The organism is Pseudomonas sp. S2_A10, assembly GCF_054668465.1.
Map to the genome: position 1 here is coordinate 39,175 of NZ_CP162773.1, position 14,048 is coordinate 53,222.

The window sequence follows — 14,048 nt, forward strand, 5'->3', positions numbered from 1 at the left end:
GCCTTTATCCGAGAGAAGACTGCTTGCCCATGTCCATTTCATCTCCTCGCCGTCCATTGTTACGCCTGTTTCTGCTTGGCCTGTGCGCCTGCCTGCTGAGCCCGCTGGCCAGCGCCGAGCAAGGCAAACGCCTGCGTATCGGCATCACTCTGCATCCGTATTACAGCTACGTCGCCAACATCGTCGGCGACAAGGCCGAAGTGGTGCCGCTGATTCCTGCTGGGTTCAATCCGCACGCCTACGAGCCTCGAGCTGAAGACATCAAGCGCATCAGCGGGCTGGACGTGATCGTGCTCAATGGCGTCGGCCATGACGACTTCGCCGACCGGATGATCGCCGCCAGCGAAACGCCCAATGTCAAAACCATCGAAGCCAACGAGAATGTGCCGTTGCTGGCGGCCACCGGTGTCGCTGCGCGCGGCGCTGGCAAAGTGGTCAATCCGCACACGTTCCTGTCGATCAGCGCCTCCATCGCCCAGGTCAACAACATCGCCCGCGAGCTGGGCAAGATCGATCCGGACAACGCCAAGACCTACACCCAGAACGCGCGTGCCTATGGCAAACGCCTGCGGCAGATGCGCGCCGACGCTTTGGCCAAACTGACCCAGGCACCGAACGCAGAACTGCGCGTGGCCACGGTGCATGCGGCTTACGACTATCTGTTGCGTGAATTCGGTCTGGAAGTGACGGCCGTGGTCGAGCCCGCCCACGGCATCGAGCCAAGCCCAAGTCAGCTGAAAAAGACCATCGACCAGCTGCGCGAGCTCGACGTGAAAGTGATTTTCTCGGAAATGGATTTCCCGTCCAGCTACGTCGACACCATCCAGCGCGAATCCGGGGTGAAGCTGTACCCGCTGTCGCACATTTCCTACGGCGAATACACCGCCGACAAGTACGAAAAGGAAATGACCGGCAACCTCAACACCGTGGTTCGGGCGATTCAGGAGTCAGGGGCATGACGTCGAAAGAAACCCTGATCCCTGACAACACCAATAACCCGGTGGGAGCGAGCCTGCTCGCGAAGGCGCCGGATCAGGCAACATCTTCGTTGAATGACACACCGCATTCGCGAGCAGGCTCGCTCCCACAGGGGATAACCGGGCCGGCGCTGGAGTTTGCGGATATCAGCCTGACCTTGGGCCGCACGACGATTCTCGACAAGGTCAGCTTCCAGGTGCAGCCCGGCAGCGTGCATGCGCTGGTCGGCCCCAATGGCGGTGGTAAAAGTTCGCTGATCAAGACCCTGCTCGGGCAGATGCCGCATCAGGGCCAGCTCAGCCTGCACTGGCCCGGCGAGCCCGGTACCATTGGTTACGTCCCGCAGGCGCTGGAGTTCGATCGCGGCTTGCCGATGACCGTCGACGATTTCATGGCCGCCATGTGTCAACGCCGTCCGGCCTTTCTCGGTTTGAGCAAACACTACGCCGGTGCCATCGGCGAGGCGCTGGCACGGGTCGGCATGCAGGACAAGCGCAAGCGGCGCATGGGCGCGCTGTCCGGTGGTGAGCGGCAGCGGGTACTGCTCGCGCAGGGCTTGATCCCGGCACCGCAATTGCTGGTGCTCGACGAGCCGATGTCGGCCCTCGATGAGGCCGGGATCCAGGTGTTCGAACGTCTGCTCACTGACTGGCGCGCGGCGGGCATCACCGTGCTGTGGATCGAGCATGATCTGGAAGCGGTGGGTCGGCTGGCCGATCGGGTCACCGGTCTCAACCGCCGCGTGCTGTTCGATGCCACACCGCAACAGGCACTGACTCCGGAGCGTCTGCTGACGCTGTTTTCCACCCATCCACGGAGCGCGGTCTGATGAGTTACGAAGCCTTTCGTTTGATGGTCCAGGGTTGGGCGTCTTCCGGTTATCTGCCGGAAGCGCTGGCCTACGGTTTTGTCGTCAACGCCCTGCTCGCCGGCCTGCTGATCGGCCCGGTGCTGGGCGGGCTCGGCACGCTGGTGGTGGTCAAGCGCTTTGCATTCTTTTCCGAAGCAGTCGGCCATGCCGCGTTGACCGGTGTCGCCATCGGCATTCTGCTCGGCGAACCCTACACCGGCCCGTACGGCAGCCTGTTCGGCTACTGCCTGCTGTTCGGCATCCTGCTCAATTACCTGCGCAACCGCACCGGGCTGGCACCGGATACGCTGATCGGCGTGTTTCTCTCGGTGTCACTGGCACTGGGCGCGAGCCTGCTGCTGATTCTCGCCGGCAAGATCAACGTGCACATTCTGGAAAACGTGTTGTTCGGTTCGGTATTGACCGTCAACGGCAATGATCTGGCGGTGCTGGCGATCGTCGGTTCGCTGGTCATGGCCCTCGCCCTGCCGCTGTACAACCGCATCATGCTCGCCAGTTTCAATCCGCAACTGGCGGCGGTGCGTGGCGTAGCGGTCAAGACCCTGGATTACCTGTTCGTGATTCTGGTGACCCTGATCACCGTCGCCGCCGTGAAGGTGATTGGCGCGATTCTGGTCGGTGCCTTGCTGGTGATTCCGGCGGCAGCGGCGCGCTTGCTTAGCCAGTCGCTCAAAGGATTTTTCTGGTGTTCGGTGCTGATCGCCACCGTAAGTACGCTGTGCGGGATTCTCGCGCCGATCGTCTTTGACCTGCCGATTCCGTCCGGCGCTGCGATCATTCTGGTCGCCGGCATCGCTTTCGCCCTCGCCGCCATTGCGCGCGGCGTCGTCCCCAGCCTGAAAGGGAACCTTGGATAAATGGCTTTTTCACTGCGTAACCTGACTCTGGCCATGGCCCTGTGTGGCGTGGTCTGCACCCCGCTGCTGGCGGCTGAAAGCGCGAAACCCTTGCGCGTCCTGGCCTCGTTACCGATCACCTATGGATTGGGCGAAGCATTGCTCAAGGGTACCGACGTCAAACTCGAACGCGCGGCGCCGGCCAACCTTCCGGGTAGCCGTCAGACTGCGTATTTCACCGGCCGTGGCGCTCCGACGCTGAGCAAACTGGCCACTGACGCGGACGCGGTGATTGGTCTGCGCTCACTGTGGGCCGATGATCCGCTGTACCCGATCGCGCGGCGCAGCAATATTCGTATCGTCGAAGTCGACGCTGCGCGCCCGGTCGACGGCGCGCTGCCCGGCATTGCCGTGCAACCGGGCCTGCTGGTTGATGGCCTGAACAGTCAGCCATGGCTGGCGAGCAACAATATGGGGCGCATGGCCGATGTGATGGCCGCGGACCTCGTGCGCCTGGCGCCGAGCGCCAAGCCTGCGATCGAAGCCAACCTGGCGGCGTTGAAACAGCGTCTGCTGAAACTCAGCGCAGACACCGAAGCGCGCCTGGCCGAGGCGGACAACCTGAGTGTGATGAGCTTGAGCGATCACTTCGGCTATCTGATTGGCAGCCTCAACCTTGAACTGGCTGGACAGGACGCACGGCCTGATGCCGAGTGGACGCCAGATGAATTAAAGAAGCTGACAGCGACGCTCAAGGACAATGACGTGGCGGTGGTGCTGCACCATCGCCAGCCAGCGGAGCCGGTGAAAGCGGCGATTGCCGAATCCGGCAGCCGCCTGGTGGTGTTGAGTACCGATGCGGCGGATCCGCTGGCGGAGCTGGAGGGGAATGTGGATTTGTTGCTCAAGGGGTTGAGCGGAGCGTAGTCAGGCTGATACCGAGTCATCGTTCATCGCTGGCAAGCCAGCTCCCACAGAGTTTTTGGCGAACACACATTTGTGATCAACCACAATACCTGTGGGAGCTGTCTTGCCAGCGATGAGACTGTGCAGACAATACAAATTCAAGACATGAAAAAACCCGCTGACCATCACTGGTCCAGCGGGTTTTTTATGTCCGGTCGCTTATTGCGCCGCGACTTGCGCATCCATCTTCTGACGCAGGCTCAACGGACGCATGTCGGTCCAGACTTCTTCGATGTAGGCCAGGCATTCCTTTTTCAGGCCGCTCTTGCCCACGGTACGCCAGCCTTGCGGCACAGCTTTGTAATCGGGCCAGATCGAGTATTGCTCTTCGTGGTTGACCACGACCTGAAAGAGGATGTCCTCGCGGTCGAATACTGACGTCATGCTGGTTCTCCATCGTTGTAAGGTCGGCTGCACAACGGATGCAGCCGGGGTATGTAGAAAGAACGTTCGCCGCGCGGAAAAATTTACAGCGCGGCGGTGGCAGCGGCCAATGCGCATCCGAAGATCTCGGCCACCCGATCGATTTCCGCTGCGCTGATCACCAGCGGCGGCAGGAAGCGCACGACCGCGCCATGGCGGCCGCCCAGTTCCAGAATCAGGCCACGCTTGAGGCATTCACGCTGGACCAGCGGCGCCAGACGCGCGAATGCCGGCGGATGACCGAGCGCATCGGGCGCGCCGTTCGGGTCGACCAGTTCGACGCCGAGCATCAGGCCTCGACCACGGATATCGCCCAGTTGCGGGAAGTCGCGTTGCAGGATGTGCAGATGTTCGCTGAGCCGATCACCCATGGCAGCGGCGTGTTCACAGACCTTGTGCTCTACCAGATAACGCATCACCGCTGAACCGGCGGCCATGGCCATCTGATTGCCACGGAACGTGCCGGCATGGGCGCCCGGTTGCCAAGTGTCGAGCCAGTCGCGGTACACCACCACCGCCAAGGGCAGGCTGCCACCGATGGCTTTGGACAACACCACCACATCCGGAACGATGCCCGCATGTTCAAAGGCAAACATCTTGCCGGTGCGGGCGAACCCGCTCTGGATCTCATCAACGATCAGCGCCACCCCGGCCCTTTCGGTAATTCGGCGCAAGCCACGCAACCACTCGATATCGGCCGGAATCACCCCGCCCTCGCCCTGCACCGCTTCGACGATCACCGCCGCCGGCAATTGCACGCCAGCCTCGGGATCGTTGAGCAGGTTTTCCAGGTAGCTCAGATTGGCGTTGACGCCCGCCGCGCCGCCGAGGCCGAACGGGCAACGGTAGTCGTAGGGGAACGGCATGAACTGCACGCCATTGCTGAGCAAGGCACCCAGTGGTTTTTTCGGCCCCAGGCTGCCCATCAGGCTCAACGCACCCTGACTCATGCCGTGATAACCGCCGGAAAATGACAGCACGGTGCTGCGGCCAGTGGCCGTGCGCACCAGTTTCAATGCTGCTTCCACGGCGTCGGTGCCGGTCGGGCCGCAGAACTGGATTTTCGCCTGTGCCGCCAACTCCGTGGGCAGCAGTCCGAACAGGTCCTGGACGAATTGATCCTTGACCGGCGTAGTCAGGTCGAGGGTGTGCAGCGGCAACTCATCGGCCAGCACCTGCTGGATCGCCTCAATCACTACCGGGTGGTTGTGCCCCAGCGCCAACGTGCCGGCCCCAGCCAGGCAGTCGATGAAGGTACGCCCTTCGACATCCTCGACATACAGGCCCTTGGCACGCTTGAGCGCCAGCGGAATGCGGCGTGGATAGCTGCGCGCATTGGATTCCTGGCGACTCTGGCGCGCCAGTAACGGTGATTCGTGGAATTCGTATAACGTTTCTGCCGGCGCCGAGGCGACCCGGGCCGACGACGCTTCGATAAGACTGGTGGCGACTGACATCTTTCGACCCCTCAATTCGTATGGATAGTGACCAAAGCAGCACACCAACAGGTGCGCGTTCCGGTCGCGGGGCGCACTTGCAGGTTTTCCTGTTCTGGAAACGCTTCAGAGCGGTACGGATTTACACCCTTGATCGAGTTGTCAGGCCGGTGAGGACAAAGGTTTGTGCAGCGGCACGGTCTGCACGCCGGTGGAGAGGCCGGGTGGCGCTGCCTGTTGGTAACCCAAGTGCCGATAGAACGCCTCGGCGGTGCGGGTGCTGTTGAGGTAAACATGCTGCACACCGCGAATGCGCAACCAACCTTCGAGATTGTGCATCAGCGCCCGGCCGACGCCCCGGCGAAAGGATTCAGGCTGGACGTAACACAGCGGGATTTCGCCACTGACCCGGGCCATGCCGACACCGACGGGTTTGTCTTCGAACGAAGCGATACAGAGATAGAAGTGTGGGTCGGCGAGCCGGCTACTGATGAAATCGGCGGAGGAGCGGTTGAGCCAGTCGCTGACCAGAAGTGGATGGTTGCGGTGATCGAGTGCACATCCGATACGGATCGAGCGCTCGACAATACGGTTGATGATGCCGGTGTCGGCCAAGGTGGCCGAACGTATGCAGACGGGTGCTTCCATGGCGCAGTTCCCTCAATCCTTTGAGTCAAAGCTGGGTTGACCTTAGCCCCAACCCTGACGGATAGCGAACGCCGAGAAGTTACATTTGATGTGGAAGAACGTGATCATTTGTGGGAGCGAGCCTGCTCGCGAAAGCGTCAGGCCAGTCAACGTCGATGTTGAATGACTTACCGCATTCGCGAGCAGGCTCGCTCCCACAGGGGATCTGAGGTGAGATCAGAGGGCTTGCAACGGCATGGTCAGTTCGACCCGCAAGCCGTCCGGGCGGCTGTCGAAATGCAGGGCACAATCACAGCGCTGAACAATCGCCTGGACAATCGCCAGCCCCAAGCCGCAACCGGTGCTCTGTCCGTTACGCCAGAAGCGCTGAGTCAGATGCTGCAAGTCATCCGGCGCAATGCCCGGACCATGGTCGCGCACGACAAAACGCACACGATTGCCGATGCTCTCCAGGCTAACCTCGACCGCACAATCTTCTGACGTGTGGCGCAGGGCGTTGTCGAGCAGGTTGCGCAATGCAGCAATCGCCAGCACGGCAGGCATTTGCAGAGGCGCGGCGGACAGATCGTCAGGCACGTGCAGTTTGATCCGCAGCCGTTCACCGCCAGTGGCGTCCTGGATCGCCAGTCTGGCCACTTGTTCGGCGCTGCATTGCGAGCCGTCATCAAACGACAGACTGCCTTCGACCCGCGCCAGCAACAGCAATTGCTCAAGGGTGCGATGCAAGCGATCGGCGCCCTCCTCGGCGCGCGCGAGCGACTGATCGCGGGCGCTGCCGTCGGTCATGCGCGCCACTTGCAGGTGGGTCTTGATCGCCGTCAGCGGACTGCGCAGTTCATGCGCGGCGTCGCCGGTCAGACGACGTTCACGTTCGATGGTCTTGCCGATGCGTTGAAACAACTGATTCTGAGTTTCCAGCAACGGCTTCAATTCGCTGGGAAACGCCTGCAACTGCAATGGTTCAAGAGAGTCGGCATTGCGCCGCATCAGCGCCTCGCGCAATCGATTGAGTGGCGCCAGACCCTGACCGATGCCCAGCCACAGCAGGCACAGGCAACCCAGCAAGGCCACGCCGACCGGCACCGAAGCAGCGAGCAGAATCGACATGTTCAAGGCTTCGCGTTCGATTTGCCGATCCGCCGTAGTGATGCGCACATCGCCCCGGGCCAGGGTGAAGCTGCGCCACGGTGCGCCGTCGATCATCTGATCGTGGAAGCCCATTTTTTCCGCTTCCAGCGCTTGCTCGGGGTTGTTATGGCTTCGCGCAAGAATCTCGCCGCGCAATGAGCTGACCTGACAAGCCATGCCACCGGGAATATTCAGCTGTTCTGCGCTGAAATGGGTGCCCTCGCCCTTGCTCGGCAGCGTCGGCAATTGCTCGAGCAAGCCGGCGACCATGCGCGCCGAGGCCACCAGACGCTGGTCGAGGGAAAACATCATCTGATTGCGCAGGTCGCTGAGCATCCACGCCGCCGCCAGCGCCCAGATCAGCGCGAACGCCGCGCCAAGCGTCAGGCTCAGGCGCAGTCGCAGACTCATCACTTGCCTTGCTCTGCGCCATCGGCAGGCCCGAGGCGATAGCCCAGACCGCGCACGGTTTCAACGATGCCTTTGCCAAGCTTGCTGCGCAGATGATGGATATGCACGTTCAGCGCGTTGCTTTCCAGTTCGTCGTTGAAGCCGTAGACGCTGTCCTTCAGTTGCTCGGTGGACAGCACCCGGCCGCGATTGTGCAGCAGCGCCTGCAACAGCGACTGCTCACGGCGCGACAGGTCCACCGGTTGCCCCGCGAGTCGGGTTTCGCGGCTGCTCGGGTCGTAGGTCAGCGCGCCGTGCTCAATCAGGTTGACACTGCGCCCGGCCACGCGGCGCAACAGGGTTTGCAGGCGAGCGAACAGTTCGCGCAGGTCGAAAGGCTTGAGCAGGTAGTCGTCAGCGCCGGCCTGCAGACCATCGACACGATCGGTCACCGAGTCACGGGCAGTTAGGATGAGAACCGGAATTTCCAGGCCGCTCTGCCGCAACTGTTGCAGCAACTTGAGGCCATCTTCGTCCGGCAGGCCGAGATCGAGCACCATCACATCGAATTCGGCGACCTTGAGCATCGCCCGCGCCTTGGACGCGGTGTTGACGTGCTCGACGGTCAGACCCTGAGCCGTGAGCCCGGCAACGATGCCGCTGGCAATCAGCTCGTCGTCTTCGCAAACCAGTACGTGCATGGTGAATCCCACAGGAAAAAAGCGGATTAGGCAGTTGGCCGATTAAGCTGACATTATGGCGCCCAACGTCACTGCGACAAGGGCATGGCGGTTAATCATCGGTTAATCGCCGCTGCCCATTGTGCACCTCACTTGCACAGGGACAAGGCTTCTCCATGCGTCATTTTTTTGTTTTGTTTGCGTTACTGATCTCGGGCCTGGCCCAGGCTGGAAACAATCCTTTCGATACGAAACCGGACTTCTTGCCGGTCGACCAAGCGTTCGTGTTGACTTCCGAGCGTCTGGATTCAGGCGAAACCCAGCTGTTCTGGCAGATCACCGACGGCTACTACCTGTATCAGAAACGCCTGAAATTCGATGGACTGGCCGCCGATCTGCAGCCGGTGTTGCCTGAAGGCGAATCCCACAGCGATGAGTTCTTCGGCGAGCAGCCGGTGTACCGCCAAGGGCTGGAAGTGAAAATCCCGGCAGCGGCCAGCGGTCAGATCAAGGTCAGTTATCAGGGCTGCGCCGATGCCGGTCTGTGTTATCCACCGCAAACCAGGGTGATCGATCTGGGTGGCAAAGCCGCAGCAACAACAGGCGCTGAAGCCCCGGATCAGGCTTTGGCCAGCAGTCTGCAACAACGGGCGCTGGGCTGGAGTCTGCTGGTGTTTTTTGGACTTGGCCTGCTGTTGGCGTTTACCCCGTGTTCGCTGCCGATGCTGCCGATTCTCGCCGGGATGATCGTCGGCAGTGGCGCCACACCACGGCGCGGGTTTGCCTTGGCCAGCAGCTACGTGATCTGCATGGCACTGGTGTATGCGGCGATGGGCGTGATTGCTGCGCTGCTCGGTGCGAACTTGCAGGCGTGGTTACAGAATCCGTGGTTGCTCGGTGCGTTTGCGGCGATTTTCGTGATACTGGCGTTACCGATGTTCGGCTTCTTCGAGCTGCAACTGCCGGTGGCCCTGCGTGATCGCCTGGAACATGCGTCGCGCAGCCGCAGCGGCGGCAGCCTGATCGGCGCCGGGGTGCTGGGCGCATTGTCCGGTCTGTTGGTCGGGCCGTGCATGACCGCGCCACTGGCCGGCGCGCTGCTGTACATCGCGCAGAGCGGTAACGCGTTGCACGGCGGTCTGATTCTGTTTGCACTGGGCATCGGCATCGGTGTGCCGCTGTTGCTGCTGGTCACTGTGGGCAACCGTTTCCTGCCGAAACCCGGCGCGTGGATGAATCTGCTCAAGGGCATATTCGGCTTCCTCTTTCTTGCCACTGCATTGTTGATGCTGCGCCCGGTACTGGACCCGTCGTTGTGGCTGGGGCTGTGCGGCGCTCTGCTGTTGATCGCCGCTTACAGCGCTTGGAAACAATCCGAAGGTTTTGGCCGCGTCGCACAGATGTTTGGCGCGCTGTCCCTGTTGCTCGGTTTGTGGGGCAGCTTGTTGGTGATCGGTGCGGCGGGCGGCAGTGATGATCCGTATCAGCCATTGCAGGTCTACAGCGCCGGCCCTGTCGCCAGCGCGGCGCCGACGGGTCACGATGCCTTCAGCACAATCAAGGAACCGGCGGCACTGCAACGCGAACTCGACGCGGCCAAGGCTCAGGGCCAGTGGGTGTTGCTCGATTACTACGCCGACTGGTGTCTGTCGTGCAAAGTGATGGAGAAGAAGGTGTTTGGTGAAGCCAAAGTCATGCAGGCCCTGAGCGATGTGCGCCTGCTGCGCCTGGATGTGACCGCCGACAACGCCGCCAGCCGCGAGCTGCTCAGCCGTTATAAAGTGCCGGGGCCGCCGACGTTCATCTGGATCGGCGCCGACGGTGAAGAACGCCGCAGCCAGCGCATCACCGGCGAGGTCGATGCCGAGACCTTCCTGCAACGCTGGTCCGCCACCCGAGATGCCAACTGATGCTGACGTTCACCCTCGGCACCTTCGCCATCGCGCTCAACCACCTGCTGCTGATCAGTGCTTTGGCGCTGGCGACGTTTGTCGGCTGGCGAGTGGCCAAGCGCGGCGGCGAGAACCCCGAGTCGGCGCTGTTCAGCCTGTTCTTGCTGGGCATGCTTGCGGCGCGCATTGCGTTTGTCGCGCTGTACTGGTCGCACTATCGCAATGACCCGTGGCAGATCATCGATCTGCGCGACGGCGGTTTTCTCGCCTGGCCCGGGGTCATCGTGCTGTTGCTGGCGGCGTTGTATCGCGGCTGGCGCCGGCCCGCTTTGCGCCGCCCGCTGGGCTTCGGCGTGGTCAGTGGCGTGGCGTTCTGGCTGCTTGCCACCCTGTCGCTGAATATCTACGAACAGGGTACGCGCCTGCCGGATATATCCCTGCGCAACGCCGCTGGCGAAACCATCAAGCTCAGTGAGTATCAGGGCGGGCCGCTGGTGATCAACCTCTGGGCGACCTGGTGCCCGCCGTGCCGGCGGGAAATGCCAGTACTGGAGAATGCCCAGCAACAGCGCCCGGATCTGACGTTCTTGTTCGTCAATCAGGCCGAAAGCATGCAAAGCGTGGCAACGTTCCTGGAAACCCAGGGCCTGAGCCTGAACAACGTGCTGTTCGACCGCCGCGGCCGTCTCGGTCAGGCCGTGGGTTCCATGGCGTTACCGACTACGCTGTTCTATAGCCCGGACGGTCGCTTGCTGACCAGTCACGTCGGTGAACTGTCGAACGCCAGCCTGGCCCGCGCTCTGGAAACCTTCGACACTTCGCCCTCAAGCCCGAATCAGGCCGTTGCCCCGGCCAACTCTGCAAGGAAACTGCCATGCCCCGCCTCCGCCACCTGCTGACGCTGACCCTGGGCACTGCCCTGCTGCACTTGCCGTCGGTGCAGGCTGCTGAAGAACTGCCCGCCGCAATCAAAAAGATCGAAGCCAAGGGCGCGAAAATCGTCGGCCAGTTCGACGCCCCCGATGGCCTGCGCGGGTACGCCGCGCAATACCAGAATCGCGGCATGGCGCTGTACCTGACCCCGGACGGCAAACACGTCGTGGTGGGTAATCTGTACGACGCCGACGGCAAGGACCTGAGCAGCGAGCCTTTGCAGAAACTGGTCTACGCGCCGATGTCCAAGGAAGTCTGGGCCAAGTTCGAGGCGAGCAACTGGATTCAGGACGGCAACAAGGATGCACCGCGCACGGTGTACCTGTTCAGCGATCCGAACTGCCCGTACTGCAACATGTTCTGGGAACAGGCGCGACCATGGGTCAAGGCCGGCAAAGTGCAGTTGCGCCACATCATGGTCGGCATCATCCGCGAAGACAGCCCGGGCAAGTCAGCCGCACTGCTGGCGGCGAAAGACCCGGCCAAGGCCCTGCAAGATCATGAGAGCGCCGGTAAGAGCAGCGCCCTCAAGGCCTTGAAAGACATCCCGGTCGCCGTGCAGAGCAAACTCGCGGCGAACATGCAGTTGATGGAAGACCTCGAACTGCAAGCCACCCCGGCGATTTTCTATATGGACGACAAAGGCGAGTTGCAACAACAGCAAGGCGCGCCATCGCCGGACAAGCTGGTGAAGATTCTCGGGCCGAAATAGTCTTCACAACCACTGACCGGTGCGGGTCTATCAGTACTCACACCGCTCGATAATGTCCTGCAAGTGGTCGGTGTTTCCCTGTTCCGTGAGAAAGCTTGTCACCTCAGCGCACCACGCTTGGTCTGAAGGAATACCGGCCCAAGCGTGCGTCCCTGCCCAATGCCAGGGACGGTCGTCAAACGTATTGATCAGCGCCTGATTGAATGTGTGAACGTTGAACTTGGGATGTCTCGCGTTCTGCAACATCAACGAACCGAACACGCGCTGTTGCGTTGCTTCGCATGGTTTGACTTGCTGGGCTTTGGTCGAGCTCAGGACAATGAAATCAGGTTTGACACCTTCATCGAGCGCGGCCTGCAGTCTGTAATGTCCATCGATGATCACGTAAGAACACAGTCCGCCCACATACCAGAGCAGGATCGGCGGCAAGCTGCCCTCCCTGGCTTTTTTGCGCCACCATTTGAGGCGACCTGCAAAAGGGTCCACCGTGTGCAGACCGATCAAGTGTCCCAAATCCCAATCAAGCCAATGCACGGTGTGCGGTTGCACATTGTCGAGAATGCCCTCGCCGCGCGCGTACCAGTTGGGCAGATGGCTGGACGCCTCGGCCGGGGTGGAAAAATACCAGCCATCCGGACCGGCAACGGGTTTGTATCGGCTAACTGCTGGCAATAAAGGGCGCGCCACCCAGTGGCCGGGATAGAGAAAGTCCGCCTGATTGTTCATCAACTGGTTGATGAAATAGCGACACCAGCGCGGGAAGCGCTCTTGGACGGGTAATTCAAAGTGCTCCTGAACGTCAGCCGAAACGATGGGGGGCACGGATGGCGATTCCAGTTGAACGGGCCGCGGATTGCGAACCAGCCAAGCACCGTAATATGAGGTGGCAATGGTCGCCCAGAAGAGTGGGCTTTCATTGAGCATCAACTTCATCCGCCCGTTGTTACCACTTTGCAGATGAAGCGGCGGTTTGCTTGATTTCGGTCGGTTGACCTCAATACTCAACCCAACCCACTTGTCCTCAAGATCCCTGAGGTCACGCCACCAGAACTGTTGCACGTCATTCCCTTATCAAATGCTTTTATAGATGAGTTTCACACTCGTGATTGCATGGTGACCTGAGAGGCCCCTTCGCGAGCAGGCTCGCTCCCACAGTTGACTGCATTCCCTCAGCAAGAATGCGATTAATTGTGGGAGCGAGCCTGCTCGCGAATGAAGCTCACTCGGTGTGTCAGTTGCGCTCGCGGAGAAACGCCAGCAGCGCCTCGGTGACAAACCCGGGATTCTCCAGATTGGAGATATGCCCCGCCTCCGGCACCAGCACACACGGGCAACCAATCAACTCAGCCATTTCCCGGGCTTCCGAGGGTGGCCGGGGTTTGTCCTGGTCACCGCACAGCACCAGCGTCGTCGCCGGGTTCAGCTCGCCCAGCCGTGGCAACAGGTCGTTGCGGCCAAACGTGATGCGCCCCATCGGCACGATGCTTTCGCGCAGACGCTCGGGGGAATAGCCCTTCAATTTCGCGCGAAAGTCCTGATACAGCGCCGACTGCGGGTCGATGCCCGGGCGGAAGAAGATTGGCACAACGATGTCGAGCAATTGTTCAGAGATGGTGCCGCTGTCTTCGATCTGCTTGAACAGCGAAAAGTAATACTGCCGGGTCGGTTCCGGCTCGACACCGACGTAGGTGTCCATCAGCACCAGACCGTTGAGGCGTTGCGGTGCGGACAGTGCCAGGCGCGTGCCCCACATGCCGCCGACCGAAAGCCCGACGAGGGTGACGCGGTCGATGTCCAGGTGATCGAGCAAGGCCTGCGCCTGTCGGGCGATGTCGTCCAGCGATGTCGTGCCTTCAGGTAACTTGCCGGAATCGCCATGGCCCCACAGATCCAGGGCGATGACGCGATAATGCGGGGTCAGCGCGGCGATCTGCGGCGCCCACATCGCTTGATCCCAGAGATAACTGCCAGCCAGCAACACGGCGGGGCCGGTGCCTTGATCAATGTAGTGCAGTGCTTGTCCGTCAACCGTGAAAAAGGGCATCGACCACCTCCGCGAGAAAGAACAGAACCGGCAGACTGAGCTGCCGGTTAATGATCGTCAAGGATGGAAATGTACAGTCATGTACTGGTGATTTGTGTTGAATTCACCGGC

General features: G+C 61.2%; 14 protein-coding genes. 7 read left to right on the forward strand and 7 right to left on the reverse strand.

The features are described 5' to 3' along the window. The first annotated feature begins 29 nt into the window (after positions 1 to 29). From AB4N41_RS00190 to AB4N41_RS00205, 4 genes are read left to right on the forward strand one after another with little or no spacing between them, the layout of a single operon-like run. On the forward strand, positions 30 to 959 hold the full coding sequence (locus AB4N41_RS00190; RefSeq protein WP_056788579.1) for a metal ABC transporter substrate-binding protein: 930 nt from the start codon (positions 30 to 32) through the stop codon (positions 957 to 959). Continuing rightward, a complete protein-coding gene (locus AB4N41_RS00195) occupies positions 956 to 1,807 on the forward strand; it encodes a metal ABC transporter ATP-binding protein (protein WP_252876670.1) in 852 nt (283 codons plus the stop codon). The genes AB4N41_RS00190 and AB4N41_RS00195 overlap by 4 nt, the downstream gene beginning before the upstream one ends. Then, positions 1,807 to 2,706 (forward strand): metal ABC transporter permease, encoded by a 900-nt coding sequence (locus AB4N41_RS00200; RefSeq protein ID WP_007917717.1) that lies wholly within the window; start codon positions 1,807 to 1,809, stop codon positions 2,704 to 2,706. The genes AB4N41_RS00195 and AB4N41_RS00200 overlap by 1 nt, the downstream gene beginning before the upstream one ends. Beyond that, entirely contained in the window at positions 2,707 to 3,612 is a 906-nt protein-coding gene (locus tag AB4N41_RS00205) for a metal ABC transporter substrate-binding protein (RefSeq protein ID WP_056788574.1), read from the forward strand. 198 nt (positions 3,613 to 3,810) lie between these two features. Here the strand turns inward: AB4N41_RS00205 and AB4N41_RS00210 are convergent, their stop codons facing one another. The 5 genes from AB4N41_RS00210 to AB4N41_RS00230 form a co-directional block, all read right to left on the reverse strand. Continuing rightward, the gene (locus tag AB4N41_RS00210; RefSeq protein ID WP_016770808.1) at positions 3,811 to 4,035 is read right to left on the reverse strand and encodes an MbtH family protein; all 225 of its coding nucleotides are present in this window, start codon (positions 4,033 to 4,035) and stop codon (positions 3,811 to 3,813) included. Between the two features lie 83 nt (positions 4,036 to 4,118). Then, positions 4,119 to 5,531, reverse strand: coding sequence for an aspartate aminotransferase family protein (locus AB4N41_RS00215; protein WP_252876671.1), 1,413 nt, complete (start codon positions 5,529 to 5,531; stop codon positions 4,119 to 4,121). A gap of 141 nt (positions 5,532 to 5,672) precedes the next feature. After that, on the reverse strand, positions 5,673 to 6,158 hold the full coding sequence (locus AB4N41_RS00220; protein ID WP_252876672.1) for a GNAT family N-acetyltransferase: 486 nt from the start codon (positions 6,156 to 6,158) through the stop codon (positions 5,673 to 5,675). 216 nt (positions 6,159 to 6,374) lie between these two features. Further along, positions 6,375 to 7,697 (reverse strand): ATP-binding protein, encoded by a 1,323-nt coding sequence (locus AB4N41_RS00225; RefSeq protein ID WP_252876673.1) that lies wholly within the window; start codon positions 7,695 to 7,697, stop codon positions 6,375 to 6,377. Then, on the reverse strand, positions 7,697 to 8,377 hold the full coding sequence (locus tag AB4N41_RS00230) for a response regulator (protein WP_039759813.1): 681 nt from the start codon (positions 8,375 to 8,377) through the stop codon (positions 7,697 to 7,699). The genes AB4N41_RS00225 and AB4N41_RS00230 overlap by 1 nt, the downstream gene beginning before the upstream one ends. 155 nt (positions 8,378 to 8,532) lie before the next feature. On the opposite strand from AB4N41_RS00230, the gene dsbD reads away from it, so the two are divergent. Genes dsbD through dsbG form a run of 3 tightly spaced genes read left to right on the forward strand, consistent with a single transcriptional unit; the run spans position 8,533 to position 11,893 of the window. Continuing rightward, the gene (dsbD, locus tag AB4N41_RS00235; protein WP_252876674.1) at positions 8,533 to 10,266 is read left to right on the forward strand and encodes a protein-disulfide reductase DsbD; all 1,734 of its coding nucleotides are present in this window, start codon (positions 8,533 to 8,535) and stop codon (positions 10,264 to 10,266) included. After that, positions 10,266 to 11,147 (forward strand): TlpA disulfide reductase family protein, encoded by an 882-nt coding sequence (locus tag AB4N41_RS00240; protein WP_252876675.1) that lies wholly within the window; start codon positions 10,266 to 10,268, stop codon positions 11,145 to 11,147. The genes dsbD and AB4N41_RS00240 overlap by 1 nt, the downstream gene beginning before the upstream one ends. Beyond that, on the forward strand, positions 11,123 to 11,893 hold the full coding sequence (gene dsbG / locus AB4N41_RS00245; protein WP_056788557.1) for a thiol:disulfide interchange protein DsbG: 771 nt from the start codon (positions 11,123 to 11,125) through the stop codon (positions 11,891 to 11,893). The genes AB4N41_RS00240 and dsbG overlap by 25 nt, the downstream gene beginning before the upstream one ends. A gap of 30 nt (positions 11,894 to 11,923) precedes the next feature. Here the strand turns inward: dsbG and AB4N41_RS00250 are convergent, their stop codons facing one another. Further along, positions 11,924 to 12,952: a ParB/Srx family N-terminal domain-containing protein gene (locus AB4N41_RS00250; protein WP_252876676.1), complete on the reverse strand. Its 1,029-nt coding sequence runs from the start codon at positions 12,950 to 12,952 to the stop codon at positions 11,924 to 11,926. Positions 12,953 to 13,124: 172 nt separating this feature from the next. Further along, a complete protein-coding gene (locus AB4N41_RS00255) occupies positions 13,125 to 13,937 on the reverse strand; it encodes an alpha/beta fold hydrolase (RefSeq protein WP_252876677.1) in 813 nt (270 codons plus the stop codon). Positions 13,938 to 14,048: the final 111 nt, after the last annotated feature.